The organism is Planctomyces sp. SH-PL14 (assembly GCF_001610835.1).
In the GTDB taxonomy this organism is placed as follows: Bacteria; Planctomycetota; Planctomycetia; order Planctomycetales; family Planctomycetaceae; genus Planctomyces_A.
The window spans coordinates 6,016,016-6,031,726 of record NZ_CP011270.1 but is presented as its reverse complement, the minus strand read 5'-3'; the positions used below and the strand labels follow the sequence as shown (position 1 = coordinate 6,031,726).

12 protein-coding genes are annotated in these 15,711 nt (G+C 67.5%); 9 read left to right on the top strand and 3 right to left on the bottom strand.

The window, feature by feature from the left end; all coding sequences use genetic code 11:
• Positions 1 to 47: 47 nt before the first annotated feature.
• Positions 48 to 1,187 (bottom strand): GntR family transcriptional regulator, encoded by a 1,140-nt coding sequence (locus VT03_RS23145; protein ID WP_075095194.1) that lies wholly within the window; start codon positions 1,185 to 1,187, stop codon positions 48 to 50.
• Positions 1,188 to 1,547: 360 nt separating this feature from the next.
• Here VT03_RS23145 and VT03_RS23140 point away from each other — a divergent pair, with 360 nt between their 5' ends.
• On the top strand, positions 1,548 to 2,783 hold the full coding sequence (locus VT03_RS23140; protein ID WP_075095193.1) for a mandelate racemase/muconate lactonizing enzyme family protein: 1,236 nt from the start codon (positions 1,548 to 1,550) through the stop codon (positions 2,781 to 2,783).
• A gap of 484 nt (positions 2,784 to 3,267) precedes the next feature.
• Here the strand turns inward: VT03_RS23140 and VT03_RS23135 are convergent, their stop codons facing one another.
• Both VT03_RS23135 and VT03_RS23130 read right to left on the bottom strand, forming a co-directional pair.
• Complete coding sequence (locus tag VT03_RS23135; protein WP_082846457.1) at positions 3,268 to 4,845, bottom strand: PQQ-binding-like beta-propeller repeat protein; 1,578 nt, start codon at positions 4,843 to 4,845, stop codon at positions 3,268 to 3,270.
• Between the two features lie 548 nt (positions 4,846 to 5,393).
• Positions 5,394 to 6,113 carry a FadR/GntR family transcriptional regulator gene (locus tag VT03_RS23130; protein WP_075095192.1) on the bottom strand — a complete coding sequence of 240 codons (720 nt, stop codon included), beginning with the start codon at positions 6,111 to 6,113 and terminating at the stop codon, positions 5,394 to 5,396.
• Between the two features lie 118 nt (positions 6,114 to 6,231).
• On the opposite strand from VT03_RS23130, the gene VT03_RS23125 reads away from it, so the two are divergent.
• From VT03_RS23125 to VT03_RS23090, 8 genes are all read left to right on the top strand, one after another.
• The gene (locus VT03_RS23125) at positions 6,232 to 7,803 is read left to right on the top strand and encodes a sodium:solute symporter family transporter (RefSeq protein WP_075095191.1); all 1,572 of its coding nucleotides are present in this window, start codon (positions 6,232 to 6,234) and stop codon (positions 7,801 to 7,803) included.
• Positions 7,800 to 8,750: a 3-hydroxyacyl-CoA dehydrogenase family protein gene (locus VT03_RS23120; protein ID WP_075095190.1), complete on the top strand. Its 951-nt coding sequence runs from the start codon at positions 7,800 to 7,802 to the stop codon at positions 8,748 to 8,750. The genes VT03_RS23125 and VT03_RS23120 overlap by 4 nt, the downstream gene beginning before the upstream one ends.
• Before the next feature lie 150 nt (positions 8,751 to 8,900).
• Positions 8,901 to 11,207, top strand: a complete 2,307-nt coding sequence (locus tag VT03_RS34355) for an exo-alpha-sialidase (protein WP_197489057.1) — start codon at positions 8,901 to 8,903, stop codon at positions 11,205 to 11,207.
• A gap of 99 nt (positions 11,208 to 11,306) precedes the next feature.
• Positions 11,307 to 12,131 (top strand): HpcH/HpaI aldolase family protein, encoded by an 825-nt coding sequence (locus tag VT03_RS23110; protein WP_075095189.1) that lies wholly within the window; start codon positions 11,307 to 11,309, stop codon positions 12,129 to 12,131.
• The gene (locus VT03_RS23105; RefSeq protein WP_075095188.1) at positions 12,128 to 13,156 is read left to right on the top strand and encodes a Gfo/Idh/MocA family protein; all 1,029 of its coding nucleotides are present in this window, start codon (positions 12,128 to 12,130) and stop codon (positions 13,154 to 13,156) included. The genes VT03_RS23110 and VT03_RS23105 overlap by 4 nt, the downstream gene beginning before the upstream one ends.
• Positions 13,153 to 13,905: a phytanoyl-CoA dioxygenase family protein gene (locus VT03_RS23100; protein ID WP_075095187.1), complete on the top strand. Its 753-nt coding sequence runs from the start codon at positions 13,153 to 13,155 to the stop codon at positions 13,903 to 13,905. Before VT03_RS23105 ends, VT03_RS23100 begins: the two co-directional genes overlap by 4 nt.
• The gene (locus VT03_RS23095) at positions 13,902 to 14,825 is read left to right on the top strand and encodes a HEAT repeat domain-containing protein (RefSeq protein ID WP_075095186.1); all 924 of its coding nucleotides are present in this window, start codon (positions 13,902 to 13,904) and stop codon (positions 14,823 to 14,825) included. The genes VT03_RS23100 and VT03_RS23095 overlap by 4 nt, the downstream gene beginning before the upstream one ends.
• Positions 14,822 to 15,619 (top strand): SDR family oxidoreductase, encoded by a 798-nt coding sequence (locus tag VT03_RS23090; RefSeq protein ID WP_075095185.1) that lies wholly within the window; start codon positions 14,822 to 14,824, stop codon positions 15,617 to 15,619. Before VT03_RS23095 ends, VT03_RS23090 begins: the two co-directional genes overlap by 4 nt.
• The last annotated feature ends 92 nt before the right edge of the window (positions 15,620 to 15,711 follow it).

The window sequence follows — 15,711 nt, the reverse complement described above, 5'->3', positions numbered from 1 at the left end:
CCTGTTGCAGACGGGACGGCACCGCAGGGAACCGCCCGCCGATTTCGTCAGCCGCCGCGAGGCGGACCGAGCGTCGCGCCGGCGTGGAGACTGAGCGGGAGATCGACCGTCTCCTCGGACTCGACGGCGAGCGTCCCCCGCCGCATCCGGTCGAGGTAGTCGACCGCCATCCGCCCCATGCCGACTTCGTCCACGGTGACGGCCGTCAGCCGCCGCGCGACGGCGTGAGCCCGCTGGGTCCCGCCGAAGCTGATGATCGAGATGTCTTCCGGTACGCGGTAACCCGCCTGCGTGAGCTGCAGGTACAGGAGCTCCGCCAGGGAATCGAAGCCGGCGAAGATCACCGTCGGCGGGTCGTCGCGGTCGATGATGAGCCGCTTGAGCCCCGCCGCGAACTCCTCCTCGTGGTCGGCGACCGCCGGCGAAGACCCTTCGCCGCAGAAGGATTCAAGCCGCGTCCCGGGATTGTCCGCGGCCAGGGCCTGCCGGAACCCCGCCTCGTAGGCGACGGTCGACCGGGCCCGGTGCGTGCCGAAGAAGGCCGCCCGCCGATGTCCCGCCGCGCGGGCCGCCTCGCCCGCGAGCCGGCCGACCTGCTCGAACGGGATGGCGAGCAGCGGAGCCCGGATGCCGTCGACCCGCCGCGAGCAGAAGACGACCGGGATGCCGTGCTTCTGGAGCTGGCGGATCTGGAAGGCGGGGGTGGTGGGGACGGTGGTCGGAACGATCGCCACCCCGTCGACCTCATGGTCGATGAGCTGGAGGATCGCGTTCCCCTGCTTGTCGATGTCGTTGTCGGTGTTGCACACCACGACCTGGTGGTGGGCCGCCTCGGCCGACCCGCCGAAGCTCTTGAGGAGCGCGGGATAGAAGCCGAACTGGGTCTCGGGAACAACGAGCGCGTAGAGCCCGGTCCCGCTCTTGAGCCGCTGCCACGCCTGGTCGTGGACGAAGGTCCCCTTGCCGTGGATGCGGGAGACGACACCGTCCTGCTCAAGGGCCGCCATCGCCTGCCGGACGGTGCTGCGGGCGACGTTCAGCGATTCGGCAAGCCGCTTCTCGGACGGAAGGGCGACACCGGGCTGGAGACGCCCTTCGCGCATCTCGGTCAGGAGGTGGGCCTTCAGCCGCTCGTACTTCGGACGAGCCGCCTCCCCCCCTTCGACGCTCAGATCTGGCAGAGCCATGGACATCACGGTGAACCCGAACCGCGACAGACGAACGCAGCCTGCACGGGAAAGTGGTCCGACACAGGTACGAACCACACAGTACCTCTTCGCGACGAATTCACAACAGCGAATCAGCCGAATCGACCGGGTTTTACTGGAATTCCGTTGACGGCACTGAAGGGACCATGAAGCGGCGGCAGTTGACGGGAGTCGCGGTGGTCCGGTTCCGTACGACGAGAGGTCCGATCCTTACGTACCTGTCAGGATCTCGATCTGATAGACTGCGGCGTCTCACCGATGTCGGCGCCCCGCGCGGACCGACGCCGCCGGAGACCGCGCTCGGCCCACGTCCCGCTGCTTCTCTCGGAGGTTCCTGCCATGCCGGAGTCGTCGACCCGCCGGGCCTTTCTCGGCTCATCCCTGCTGGCCGCCGGGCTCGCCGCCACCAGCCGCGCGGCCGCCCAGGAAACCAAGGCCACGCCGGCCCCCGCGGTCAAGATCGCCAAAGTGGAGGCCCTGCTCCTCAAGACCGACCTCAAGCGGCCCTTCGGCGTCTCGGTCTCGGTCCCGCTCGACAAGACCCGGACGACCCTCCTGGTCCGGATCGAGACCGACACCGGCGTCGTCGGCTGGGGGGAGACCGCGGGACTCAGCGGCACGAAGCAGGCGGTCGAGCAGCTCGGCGCTCGGCTCATCGGCAAGAATCCCCTGGAGCACCGCCTCCTGTGGCGGACGCTCTGGGGCGCGAACTTCGGCAACCCGCTGGCGGTCGGCGGCCTCGACATCGCCCTCCAGGACCTCCGCGGCAAGCTCCTCGGCCTGCCAGTTCACATGCTCTACGGCGGCCGGCTGCGGGACCGCGTTCCGGCCTACGCCTCGGCGATGAATTATGTCGAAGGGGAAGAACCGGAAGCGCTCTACCCCCGCGAGGCGGAGGCGCTGGTCAAGTCCGGCTACCGGGCCCTCAAGATGAGGCTCGGCCGCTACCCCGTCGCCCGCGAGGCCAAGGTGGCCCGCGCCGTCCGCGACGCCGTCGGGCCCGAGGTCCGGCTGATGGTCGACGGCAACGCCGCCTACACGCTCGGCTCCGCGCTCCAGATGGGGGAAGTCCTCCACGACCTCCAATTCGAATTCTTCGAGGAACCGCTCCCGCAGGTCGCGCCGCACTACGCCGGCTACGAAGAGCTGCGGGCCAAGCTCCCGTTGCCGCTCGCGGGAGGCGAAGGGCTCGACTCACGAGCCTCGGCGAAGGAACTCCTCGACCGCCGCGCATTCCACATCATCCAGCCGGACATCAGCCTCTGCGGCGGCTTCGGCGAAGTCCTGTTCATCTTCGAAATGGCCGCCCTCTCCGGCGTCCCGTGCATCCCCCACTGCTGGGGAAGCGCCATCCTGATCGCCGCGACAACGCACCTCGTCTCCCTCCTCCCCGACCCGCACTGGGGCTTTCCGACCGACACCCCGATGGTCGAGTACGACCAGTCGGAGAACCCCTGGCGGACGGAGATCGTCGAAGAGCCGATCACGGTCAAAGAGGGCTTCATCCAGGTCTCCGACGCCCCCGGCCTGGGGCTCACTATCCGCGAAGAGGTCGTGCGGAAGTACGCAATCTGAGGCGGCCGGCCCTCCTCTCTCATCTGTGTTGATCTGTGTTCATCCGTGGCCCTTCATCGCTTTCCCGGAAGGAATTGAGCCACAGATCAACACGGATGAACACAGATGAGCGGAGACAAGGCGAGCGAAGCTGAATCGGACCAACGCTAAAGCCAAGCGCAGCAAACAGGCACAACGAGGCGAGAAACGCCTACCCCGAAGGGGTTGCGCCCAATAGCCCAGGGTTGCCGCGGAGCGGCTACCCTGGGTCTTGAGAATGAGATGGTCGAACCCCAACGGGGTTCCGCCAGAACATCGCTGTTTTGGCGCAACCCCGATGGGGTTGGTGCAGCGTGCACCTCGTAACCCAGGGTAGCCCGCGTTGCGGGCAACCCTGGGCTCTATGACGAAACCCCTTCGGGGTACATCGAAGCTCGCAGGTGATCGCCCGCCGATGCGATTCGCCTGCGGTGCGATGCCTTCAGCACGAATGATTCTGAATCATTTAGTTCGCGGGGCCGGTTGAACCCTTCCCGATGCAGATCAGTTTCGTCCGCGTCCGGAACAGCAGCGCGTCCTCGTGGATCGCCGGTGTGGCGACGATTCCCTCTTCGAGGTCGTTCACGGCGAGCTGCTCATAGTCCGGGGTATCGCTGAGGACCGTCACCTTGCCGTTCTCGCCCGCCATGTAGATCTTCCCGTCGCCGACGACCGGGGAGGCGAAGTAGTTCGTCGCCCCCCCTTTCCGCTTCGGTCCGCCGAGCGGTTTTCCATCGGTGCACTGGAACGTCGTCATGATCCCGCCCGACTTCATGAGCATCAGCCGCCCCTGACTGAACAGCGGTGAGACGACGTGGTCCGTGTGCTTCGTGGCGTGCCGCCACAGGACCTGCGAGTCGGTGACATCCCCGTGGCCGCCGCCGCGGACCGCCACGATGAACTGCTCGGCGGCGCTCTCGCCGAGTTCCGTGTGGCGTTTGCCGGCGAAGTTCTCCGGGTCCATGAAGGCGACGTCAAGCTCCTCCCCCTTGAGGAACCCGTCCTTGTTGAGATCCCCCCGCGCGAAGGCCCGGTCGAGGAACGCCGGCGGGATCGGCTTGTCGCCGACGTACGCCTGGATCTCCGCCCGGTCGACCTGGCCGTCCCGGTTGCCGGTCGTCGCCTGATCGATGGCGACGATCCACTGGTTCGCGATCCCGCTGCTCTGGACGGAGACATAGACGACTCCGTCCTGCGCCACAGGAGTCGTCTTGATGTTCCGCAGAAGCGTCCGGGCCTTCCAGGTCCGCTCGCCGGTCTCGGGGTCGTAGCCCAACAGCATCCCGGTCCCGGCGACGACGAGTTCGTCCTTCCCGTCGACCGTGTTGATGACCGGGTGCGAGTAGTTCACCGCCTGATCGAGCCGGTCGTCGGTCCAGAGCGGCTTTCCGGTGCGGCGATCGAAGGCCCGCAGCGATGGGCTGAGGTCGTCGTCCTGGCAGAAGATCACCTTCTCGCCGTGGAGGATGGGGGACATCCCGGCCCCCCACTTGAAGACGAAGAACGGCTCGGGGAGCGGCTGCTTCCAGACATCCGCGCCGGTCCGGGCATCGACCGTGATCAGGCCGAGCGTCGTGAAGTAGAAGTAGACCCGCTCGGCATCGGCCGCGGGGGTCGAGCTGGCGTGGCTGTTCGTGGCGTGAACCTCGGGGAGCTCGCCGGTCGGCCAGTCCCGTTTCCAGAGCGGCTTTCCCGTCCGGGCCTCGAAGGCGAACAGGCTCACCTGCTCCTTGCCGGTCATCCCGGCGACGAACAGCCGGCCGGCAGCCACGACCGCCCCGCCGATCCCGTCGCCGACCGGCGCCGACCAGCGGACGTTCTCCGCCAGCGAGAATTCGACCGGCAGATCGTGGGCATCGGTCGAGATCCCGGAGCAGTTCGGCCCTCGGAACTGCGGCCAGTCGGCGGCCGCAGGAGGGGACCCGGCCCGCAGGTCGGCGGTCCACAGGAGCGAGGCCAGCGCCAGCAGGCGGGCCGCCGCACGAAGAACGCCGGGGGCGACGCGACGTCGCGCCGCGGGATCCAGCAGGACAGACTGAGACATCTTCGGTCTCCGAATGGTACGGCAACTCGCGACCATGTCCGGACGGCGGCCGGCGCGGCCCTCCGTCCTCATCACTCTTCTTCAGGCCACTCCCCCCACACCAGCCAGCAGTGCCAGCGAGGGATTTTCCCTCATCGTCCCTCGCTGGCGCTTCGGGCTAGTGGATGAAAGCGTCCTTGCCGGCTGGGCTCTCATTGCTCAAACCCAATGTTCTTCGGCCACTGGGGTCAAGGGGGTCTCACCCCCTTGCCGCCGGAGGCCTTTTCCATGAGGAACCGTGGGACACAACGGACATCCCCTTTGTGTCGCCCGCGTTGAGGACTCCCCCACACCACCTCGCTGGCTTTGCAATCCCGGCGGGGTGAGGTGAGGGGGCATCCGGTACGTTTTCCGCGTTTGGACACAAACTCCTTCAGACATCTTTCGACGGCCAAAGCCTCCGGCGGGCAGGGGGTGGCCCCTGCACGCCACCAGGGTGGCCCCTGGACCCGACTCTACGGCGTACTCTTTGCCCGTCTATGGTTCGCGCAGACTCCGCCTTCGGTCCACTAGTTTCGATCGGCTCCCCCCGACTCCGGCGACAGACTTTCAACCGCCCCCAACGTCGAACGGAACTGCAACCGGATCATCGACCGCGCCCGCTCAACGTCCCGGTCGCGGATCGCACTGCACAACTCGCGGTGCTCCCAGATGATCCGCTCCGCCGAGGCCGGCGTGTTCTCGGCGTGCGGGGCGATCTGGAAGAACTGCACCAGGAGCTGCTGCATCCCGGCGATCATCCGCGAGCCGGTCATCTGCAGGATCAGAGCGTGGAACTCAAGGTCCAGCGCCACCGTCCGCTCCGACTCCGTGTCGTCCCGCAGGGCCGCTTCCATGTCATCGGTGATCTGCGACAGCCGCGCGAGCTGCTCGTCGGTGGCGGCCCGGATCGCGAGATCGATCGCCCCCACCTCGAGGGCATAACGGAGCATCGCCAGCTCCCGCCAGTCCTCCTGCGACCCGACAAGCGATGGCAGGCTGTTCGAGAGCAGACGCAGCGGATCGGGGTGCCGGACGATCAGCCCCTTCCGCTTTCGCCCTTCCAGCAGCCCCAGCGCCTGCAGCCGGCTCACCGCCTCGCGGACGACGGTCCGGGAGGCGCCGTATTCCTCAGCGAGCTGCCCCTCGGTCATGAACAGCGCCCCTTCGGCCAACTGCTCCGCCTGGATCCGCTGCCGGATCGCGTCCGCGAGTTCGTTGGCCTGCGAGACCGTTCGAAGAGAGCTCATAAAAGCCCACAATATCGAGATTGTTCCGAAAATTCGACCGACACAGACTCGACAGACACAAATAAATAGTATTTATTCACACCCATCGGCGACCGCACATCCCTGAGGGGGATCGACCATGTCCTGGCTGGATTGGGGAGTTCTGGGGGCCTATGCCCTCCTGATGCTCGGGATCGGCTGGTACTACGCCCGGCAGAACACGACCGCGGAGGACTACCTCGTCGGCGGGCGGCGGATGTCCCCCATCGTCGTCGGGTTGTCGCTCTTTTCGACCCTCGTCAGCACCCTCTCGTACCTCGCCTGGCCGGGCGAGGTCATCGCCAACGGGCCGATGTTTCTGACGCAGATCGTGGCCCACCCGTTGACCTACCTGGCGGTCGGCTACGGCCTGATCCCGCTCCTGATGCGGCAGCCGGTGACGAGCGCGTACGAGATCCTGGAGTCCCGGCTGGGGAACGGGATCCGCAAGGCGGGGGCGGCAGCGTTCCTGCTCCTGCGGCTGGGCTGGATGGCGACGATCCTGTACGCCACAAGCCATATCGTGCTGATCCCCCTGCTCGGTCTTTCGCCGAACTGGACGCCGGTCCTGTGCGTCATCCTGGGGATCGTCACGGTGATCTATTCCTCCGAAGGGGGGATCCGGGCGGTCATCGTCACCGACGCCGTCCAGTCGATCACCATGCTGGCCGGCGCGGTCGCGACGCTCCTCGTCGTCTCAAACCGGATGGGCGGGGTCGAGGGGTGGTGGCCGAAGACGTGGCCCGCCAACTGGCAGACTCCGAACTGGGGCTTTGATCCGAGCTCACGGCTGTCGTTCGGGATCATTGTCTTCTCGACGTTCCTGTGGCATGTCTGCACAAACGGCTCCGACCAGATGGCGATCCAGCGGTACCTCTCGACCCGCGATGCCAAGGCGGCCCGGCGGACGCTGGCGACCTCGCTGACCACCGACGCGATCGTCGTCTCGCTCCTGGCGATGGCGGGGATCGCCCTCCTCGGCTTCTATCAGGCCCACCCCGCCGACCTGCCCGCGGGCAAGACCGTCCTGACCGCCGGCGACCAGCTGTTCCCCAAGTTCATCATGACCCAGATGCCGGCCGGACTGGCCGGACTGGTTCTGGCGGCGATCCTCTCGGCGGCGATGTCGAGCCTGTCCTCCGGGATCAACTCGACGTGTGCCGTGCTGGAGCGGGACTTCCTTTCCGGGATGGCCGGCATGTCGCAGGCGGACGGCGCCTCGGTCCGGCGGATGAAGCGGCTCTCCTGGGGGGTCGGAGTGGTCTCGGTCCTCCTCAGCCTGCTCAGCACCGTCATTGCCGGGAACCTGATCGAGCGGTGCTTCAAGGTGGTCAACCTGTTGACCGCCCCGATCTTCGTCCTGTTCTTCCTGGCCCTGTTTGTCCCGTGGGCCAACCCGATCGGCGCCTGGCTGGGACTCACCGCCAGCATCGCCACGGCGGTGTCGATCGCGTACTCGGAGGATCTGGGCCTCAACCTCGGCATCAGCTTCATCTGGATGATGCCCGCGGCCCTCGTGGCCGGGATCTCGGTCGGCTGTCTGGCGAGCGCCCTCTTCGGCGGACGCCGCGGAGGGGCGACACCGGCTCCGGTGAAACCGTCTCCTGACGCCCTGACGACCTCCGCCCAACCGGCCCCCGCGCCGACACCCGTCGCGGAGACCGTGTCATGAGCGAAGCCCCCATCGGAGTCATCGGTGTCGGACTGCTGGGACGGGGGATCGTGGCCTGCCTGCTCGCGCAGGAGTTCCCGGTTATCGCCGTCGCCCTCAGCGACGACGAACACGCCGCCGCGCTCCCGCTGATCGGCGGGATGCTCGATGAACTCGCGGCCCAGCGCGAGCTCTCGGCCGAGGCCCACGCGTCCTGGAAACAACGACTGACGCAGACGACCCGGATCGGCGATCTCGCCGGCTGCCGGTTCATTATCGAGAGCGTCACCGAAGACCTGGCGACGAAGCAGGCGGTGTTCGACGCCCTCGAGAAGACCGTCACCGCCGAGACCGTGATCGCCAGCAACACCTCCGCCATCCCGATCAGCGTCCTGCAGCAGACGCGGCAGCACCCCGGGCGGTTCATCGGCATGCACTGGGCGGAGCCGGCACACGCGACGCGGTTCCTGGAAATCATCCGCGGCGAAGCGACGACCGACGCCACGATCGCCCAGACCGAACAGCTCGCCCGGCAGGTCGGGAAAGACCCGACGGTCTGCCGGAAGGACATCCCGGGGTTCATCGTGAACCGCGTCGGCTACGCGATGTACCGCGAGGCGCTGCAGCTCGTCGCGGACGGCGTGGCGGACTTCGAGACGATCGACCGCAGCCTGCGGAACACGCTCGGCCTGTGGGCGGCCTCCTGTGGCCCGTTCCGCTGGATCGACCTGACCGGCGGCCCCGAGCTCTATGCCCGCGCCATGGAGCGGGTCCTGCCAACCCTCGCCGCGGACGGAGCTGTCCCTCGCCCGATTGCCGACCTCGCCGCCGAAGGGGCCCGGGGGATCGCGAACGGCCGCGGCTTCTACGACTACACCGAACAGGATGCCCACGCCTGGGAGGACCGCCAGCGGCGTCACGTCTGGCAGGTCAAGGCGTGGCTCGACCAGGAATTCCCGATCGGCTGACCTTCAGCCGGTTCGGATTAAACACCAAGGCACCAAGACCGCACCAAGGACACAAAGAAGGGGCCAGCACGCAGGATCGCCTTGGTGATCTTGGTGCCTCCTTAGTGTCTTGGTGTTTAACCCGAATGGCTCGCCTCTTCAGGAGAACCGATGAAGCGCTTCCTGCTTACGCTCTTAGCGGCTTTCGCCGTGGCGAGCGCCGCGACCGCCGACGACAGCCTCAAGCTGCTTGAGGTCCGCAAGATCTGGGACAAGGCCCCGCACAACGCCTTCACCGACCTCGTCCGCTTCAAGGACGAATGGTTCTGCGTCTTCCGCGAAGGGAAAGGGCACGTCTCGCCCGACGGCTCCCTGCGGGTCCTGGCCTCCAAGGACGGCCAGACCTGGGAATCGGCGGCGCTCCTGAGCTCGCCCGACTCCGACCTCCGCGACGCCAAGATCGTCGTGACGCCCGACGGCCAGCTCATGCTGACCGGGGCCGAGGCGATGCACGACAAGTCCAAGTTCACCCACCAGTCCCTCGCCTGGTTCTCGAAGGACGGCCGGACCTGGACGCCGCAGCACGACATCGGCGACCAGAACCTGTGGCTGTGGCGGACGACGTGGCACAAAGACAAGGCGTACGGCCTGGGCTACAGCGTCGTGAAGACCGACCAGTTCGCCCGGCTCTACGAGAGCACCGACGGCAAGACGTTCACGACCGCTGTCTCGCGGCTCGTGGACGGGAACTATCCGAACGAGTCCTCGATCGTCTTCGCCGGCGACACCGCCTACTGCCTCCTCCGCCGTGACGGCGCGGCGAAAAGCAGCGGCCTGCTGGGGATCGCGAAGCCTCCTTATAAGGACTGGGAGTGGAAGGATCTGGGGGTCAAGATCGGCGGCCCGCACATGATCCAGCTCCCCAGCGGAAAGTTCCTGGCGTGCGTGCGGCTCTATGACGTCAAGGCCCGGACGTCGCTCTGCTGGGTCGACGTCGAGAAGGGAACCATCAAGGAGGCCCTTCCCCTCCCCTCCGGCGGCGACACGAGCTACGCGGGGCTGGTCCTTCACGACGGCGTCGTGTGGGTCAGCTACTACTCGTCGCACGAGGGGAAGACGAACATCTACCTGGCGAAGGCGGCGGTCATCGAGCCGAGCCTGGGCGAAGCGAAGAAGGTCGGTTCACAGCGGGAACTGTTCGTCGACGAAGAGCTGATCGCCTCGAAGTCGAACGTCTCGCTTCAGATGCACCAGCCGGTCCCGCGGGACGTGGCCCTGGTCTGCGACGCGCCGTGGGAAGGGAACATCTCCGCCTACTACACGATCTTCCAGGACGGCGACCTGTACCGGATGTACTACCGCGGGGCGCACTTCGATGAGGCGACCAAAAAGTCGACGCACCCCGAGGTGACCTGCTACGCGGAAAGCCGCGACGGCCTGACCTGGACGAAGCCCAAGCTCGGCCTGTTCGAGTTTGGTGGATCGAAGGAGAACAACATCGTCTGGGCCGCGAAGGACGATACGACGCACAACTTCACGGTCTTCCGCGACCAGAACCCGAAGTGCCCGCCGGAGTCGCAGTACAAGGCCCTGGCCGGGGAACGGCCGGGGCTGCGGGCCTTTCACTCGCCGGACGGCATCCACTGGACGCAGATGCAGCCCGAGGCGGTCATCACCAAGGGGGCCTTCGATTCGCAGAACCTCGCCTTCTGGGATCCCAACCGCGGCAAGTACGTCAGCTACCACCGCTTCTTCCGCAACAAGGTCCGGGACGTTCTGACCGCGACCTCCGATGACTTCATCCACTGGACCGACCCGGTTCCGCTCGAGATCGACGGCCCGGCCGAGCACCTCTACACGAACGCCATCCAGCCGTACGCCCGCGCTCCGCAGCTCTATGTCGGCTTCCCGACCCGCTTCCAGCCGAAGAACCAGCAGGTCGAGCCGATCCTGATGACGAGCCGCGACGGAATGCACTTCCACAAGTGGTCCGAGCCGCTGATTCCGATTACCGCCCCGCAGGACCGGGACGGCAACCGCAGCAACTACATGACCTACGGCCTCCTGCAGCTTCCAGGCGACAAGGAGCTCACGGTCTACGGGACCGAGGCCTACTACGCCGGCCCGGGGAGCCGCCTCCGCCGGTTCACGTTCCGCGCGGACGGCTTCGTGTCGCTCCACGCAGGGGCGCAAGCGGGCGAAGTCGTCACGCATCCGCTGACCGTCGTGGGCCGGGAGCTGTCGCTCAACCTCAAGGGAAGCGAGGGGGGCCGCCTGCGGGTCGAGCTTCAGGACGCCGAAGGAAAGCCGCTGCCGGGCTTCGCCCTCGAAGACTGCACGCCGCTGACGGGCGACGCGATCGATGCCGTGGTCCAGTGGAAGGGAAAGAGCGACGTGTCGGCCGCGACGAACCAGCCGGTCCGGCTGCGGTTCGCGCTGGAGAACGTGGACCTCTACTCCTTCCAGTTCGTTCCCTAGGACGGCCTCCCGCGAGGCGTGCACGTTGGCCCGCCAGGAACGAGAATCGCGCGCCGCTCGTTCCTGCTGTTCCCGGAATTCAGCCCGAAAGTCTCCGCAATGCGTTTCAGTCGCGTCAAAGCCAAGCTGATCAAAGGCGAGCCCGCCCTCATCACCTGCTGTCACTTCATCGACCCCAGCGTCTATGAGCTGACGAGCCTGATGGGCTTCGACGGGATCTGGCTCGACCTCGAACACCACGCCACAAGCGACGAGACCGCCGCCACGCTCATGCGGGCCGCCCGCGTCGGGACGTCGGACATCATCGCCCGCCCCGCCAAGGGGGAGTTCATGCGGATGGGGCGGATCCTCGAAGCGGGAGCGCAGGGGATCATGTACCCCCGGTGCGAGTCCGCCGAGGAGGCGGCCGAACTCGTGAAGTGGGCCAAGTTCGCGCCCCTGGGTGAGCGAGGGGTCGACGGCGCGAACGGCGACAACCCGTACTGCGCGATGCCGATGAAGCAGTACCTCCGGGCGGCGAACGAGCACACGCTCGTCATCACGCAGATTGAATCGCCGCGGGCCCTGGAGTCGGTCGACGCCATCGCCAAGGTCCCGGGGGTCGACGTCCTGATGCTCGGCCCGGGAGACCTCAGCGTCATCGCCGGGATCCCGTACCAGTTCGACCACCCGATCATCACCGACGCCTTCGCAGCCCTGGCCCGCGCGGCGAAGAATGCCGGCAAGGCGTGGGGCACCGTCAGCGGCACGCCGGAGCACACGCGAAAGCTGATGGACCTGGGGGCCACGTTCATCTGCCACGGGGCGGACCTGATCATGGTCAAGCTGGGGATGGAGAAGATCCAGCAGCAGTACGCCCCGCTCGGGTTCACGTTCGACAACCGGCTGGCGGCTGAAGCGTCCTATCTGGAGAAGATGCAGTGATCGCGAGCCCGTCCCCGCGACCGACCGTCCTGATTGCCGGTGCCGGCTCGATCGGCGAGCGGCATGCCCGCTGTTTCCTCGGCACCGGCCGGGTCGAGGTCGCGCTGTGCGAGCTCGACCGGGAGAAGTGCCGGGCGGTCGCCGAGCGGTACGGGATCACGCGGGCGTACACGAACTGGGACGAGGCCCTCGCGGCCCGTCCCGCGGCGGCGGTGATCGCCACGCCGGCGAACCTCCATATCCGGATGGCGCGGCAGGCGGTCGAGGCGGGCTGCCAAGTCCTGATCGAAAAACCGCTGGCCGTGACGACGGAGGGAGTCGCGGAGCTCAGTTCCGTCGTCCGCGAACGGCCGGCGCGGGTCGCGGTCGCCTATGTCTACCGCGCCCACCCGGTCCTCTCGGCAATGCGGGAGGCGCTCCATTCGGGACGCTTCGGCCAGCCGCTGCAGGTCGTCACGGTCTCGGGGCAGAATTTTCCGTTCTACCGGCCGGCCTATCGCGAGACCTATTACACAAAGCACGAGACCGGCGGCGGCGCGGTCCAGGACGCCCTGACCCACATGGTCAACGCGGTCGAGTGGCTCGTCGGCCCGGTGACGCGGCTCGTGGCCGACGCCGCGCACCTCGCCCTGCCGGGAGTCACGGTCGAGGACACGGTCCACGTCCTGACCCGCCACGGGAACATTCTCGGCAGCTTCACGCTGAACCAGCATCAGGCCCCCAACGAGTCGACGATCACGATCGCCTGCGAGAAGGGAACCGTCCGGTTCGAGTACCACAACCACCGCTGGCGGTGGCAGGTCGAGCCCGGGACCGACTGGCGGGACGAGTCACTCCCGCCGCTGGAGCGGGACACGCTGTTCATTACCCAGGCAAACCAGTTCCTCGACTACCTCGACGGCCGAGCCCCGGCGCGGTGTTCGCTCGATGAAGCGCAGCAGACTCTCCATGTGAACCGGGCGATCCTCGAAAGCGCCCGGACCGGTGCCTGGCAAACCATTCCCTCATCAGGATCCCCAGCATGAGTCCACAGGACGCGAAGGCGGAATACGACGACAAAGGCTTTGTGGTCCTCCGCGGCTTCCTCACCGGCGACCGCCTCGCCCGGCTGCAGGAGAACATCGGCCGCTACATCGCCGAGATCGTCCCGCGGCTGCCGGAGGGGGATGCCTTCTACGAGGATCGGGCCCGCCCGGAGACGCTCAAGCAGCTCAACCGGATGCAGCAGGACCCGTTCTTCGCGGAGCTGAAGACCGACCCGCTCTGGAAGTCGACGGCGGAGAATCTCCTTGGGGAATCGGCCTTCGCCCAGGGGGCCGAGTGGTTCAACAAGCCGCCGGGAACCGAACACCCGACCCCCGCCCACCAGGACAACTTCTACTTCTGCTTCGCCCCGCCGCGGGTCTTGACGATGTGGCTCGCGCTCGACGACGTCGACGCCGAGAACGGCTGCCTGCGGTACATTCCCGGCTCGCACCTTCGCGGCATCCGGCCGCACAGCCGCACGAAGACCCTCGGCTTCTCGCAGGGGATTTCCGACTACGGCCCCGACGACCATGCGGCCGAAGCGGCGATCTTCGCCCGTCCGGGCGACCTTCTGATCCATCACGGCGACACGATCCACCGCGCCGACGCGAACCGCTCGTCGACCCGCCATCGCCGCAGCTTCGCGATGGTCTTCCAGGGGGAGAGTTGCCAGCGGGACGAGGCCGCGTTCCAGCGGTATCTCCAGTCCGCCTCCGCGCAGCACCGCGAGATGGGGGTGGCCAAATGAGACGCCCCGCCTTCTTCTCAGCACAGCTCACCGGAACCTTCCTGGGACTGACCCTGATGCTGGCACCAGCCGTCTGCACGCCTGTTCGCGCCGAGGCTCCCGCCCCGAAGACCGTCGAGGTCACGGCGGACGAGCGGGCGCGGTGCCTCGCGATCCTCCGGACGGGGCTCGCCTCGGACGAGTTCTGGCCGTCGATGCACGCCGCCGAGGCGCTGACGCTGGCGGGCCGCGGGAGCGAGGTCGTGGCGGCGCTGAAAGACAAGCTGCCGCACGAGACGAACGACCAGCGCCGCTGCGGTCTCGTCCGCGAGATCGTCCGGGCCGGCGATGCCACTCCGCTGCCGGTCCTCCAGGCGATCCTGGTCGACACGAAGTCGAACGGCCGGATCCACGCCGCCGAGAGCCTGTACAAGCTCGGCGTTCCAGCCGAGGGACCGGGGCTGGCGGAGGCGTTTTCGCAGGACGAGATCGTCCCGCTCAAGCTCATGTCCGCTGCCGCCCTGGCGCGGCTCGGGAGCCGCAACGCTCTGGAGTCGCTCCGGACGAAGTTCGCTTCGGACGACAAGCTCGTCCGCAACACGGTCTGCTTCGCCCTCGCACGGCTGGGGACGGCGGACGACGTTCCGATGCTCCGCCGCCAGCTCGAGCGGGAGACCGATCCGCTGGCCCGGGCGAACGTCGTCAACGCTCTCGCCTGCCTCGGGGACGCCCAGGCCAGGAAAGACCAGACGCTCGGCCTGGAGTCGACCGAGCCCGGGATCCGGGCCTCGACCGCGGAGCATGTCGGCCACGCCCGGGCTTTCGAGCACCGGCCGCGGCTGGTCCAGTTGCTCGACGATCCCGGCCTCGACGTCCGGATCCGGGCGGCCCAGTCGCTGATTGCTCTGTCGCTCCCTCCGGTCGAGTGGAGGAAGCGATGACGCCGGAACGGACGATCCCGCAGCTCTTCGACCTCACGGGCCGCGTCGTGCTCCTCACCGGCGGCTGCGGCCACCTGGGCGGCGCGATGTGCCGGGCCCTCGCCGAGGCGGGGGCCCACGTCGTCCTGACGAGTCGCGAGGCCGACAAGGCGCAAGCCTTCGCCGAGACGCTTCCGGTCCGAGGCGAGCAGCGGCATCACGGGATCGCGCTCGACCACATGGACCCCGCGTCGATCGATGCCGGCTTCGAGGCGGCCCGCGCCTGCCACGGCCGGATCGACATCCTCGTCAACAACGCCCACGATCCCCTCGGCCTCGACTGGACCAAAGTCACCCCTGAGGCGTTCACGAGGCACCTCGCCAACGCCACCGGCTATTTTGCCCTGTCGCGTCACCTGCGAGACCACGCCGTCGCCCGCGGCCGTCCCGCCAGCATCGTCCTCCTCGGGTCGATGTACGGCCTCGTCGCCTCCTACCCGGAGACCTACGAAGGGATCTGCGGGGCGAGTCCCGTCGCTTACCACGCCCTCAAGGGGGGAATCGTCCACATGACCCGCCACCTCGCGGTCTACTGGGCGAAGGACCACGTCCGGGTCAACTGCCTCAGCCCCGGCCCGTTCCCCTCGGAAAAGGCCCCGGCGGAACTCGTCACGCGGCTGAGGGACAAATCGCCGATGGGGCGGATGGGGACGCCGGAGGAGCTCAAGGGGGCGGTCGTGTTCCTCGCGAGCGACGCCAGCAGTTACCTCACCGGCCAGAACCTCGTCATCGACGGCGGGTGGACGAGTTGGTGACCATGGACGCCTTCCCTCCGTTCCCGAGCATGCCGGCCCAAAGGGCCAGTCGTTCCCCCAGCCAGGGCTATCGGCCCTGGAACCCATCGCAG

What these genes read in the sequence shown, in the direction of transcription:
- VT03_RS23145 (WP_075095194.1), bottom strand. Translation starts at nt 1,187, where the DNA reads ATGGCTCTGCCAGATCTGAGCGTCGAAGGGGGGGAGGCGGCTCGTCCG.
- VT03_RS23140 (WP_075095193.1), top strand. Translation starts at nt 1,548, where the DNA reads ATGCCGGAGTCGTCGACCCGCCGGGCCTTTCTCGGCTCATCCCTGCTG.
- VT03_RS23135 (WP_082846457.1), bottom strand. Translation starts at nt 4,845, where the DNA reads ATGTCTCAGTCTGTCCTGCTGGATCCCGCGGCGCGACGTCGCGTCGCC.
- VT03_RS23130 (WP_075095192.1), bottom strand. Translation starts at nt 6,113, where the DNA reads ATGAGCTCTCTTCGAACGGTCTCGCAGGCCAACGAACTCGCGGACGCG.
- VT03_RS23125 (WP_075095191.1), top strand. Translation starts at nt 6,232, where the DNA reads ATGTCCTGGCTGGATTGGGGAGTTCTGGGGGCCTATGCCCTCCTGATG.
- VT03_RS23120 (WP_075095190.1), top strand. Translation starts at nt 7,800, where the DNA reads ATGAGCGAAGCCCCCATCGGAGTCATCGGTGTCGGACTGCTGGGACGG.
- VT03_RS34355 (WP_197489057.1), top strand. Translation starts at nt 8,901, where the DNA reads ATGAAGCGCTTCCTGCTTACGCTCTTAGCGGCTTTCGCCGTGGCGAGC.
- VT03_RS23110 (WP_075095189.1), top strand. Translation starts at nt 11,307, where the DNA reads ATGCGTTTCAGTCGCGTCAAAGCCAAGCTGATCAAAGGCGAGCCCGCC.
- VT03_RS23100 (WP_075095187.1), top strand. Translation starts at nt 13,153, where the DNA reads ATGAGTCCACAGGACGCGAAGGCGGAATACGACGACAAAGGCTTTGTG.
- VT03_RS23095 (WP_075095186.1), top strand. Translation starts at nt 13,902, where the DNA reads ATGAGACGCCCCGCCTTCTTCTCAGCACAGCTCACCGGAACCTTCCTG.
- VT03_RS23090 (WP_075095185.1), top strand. Translation starts at nt 14,822, where the DNA reads ATGACGCCGGAACGGACGATCCCGCAGCTCTTCGACCTCACGGGCCGC.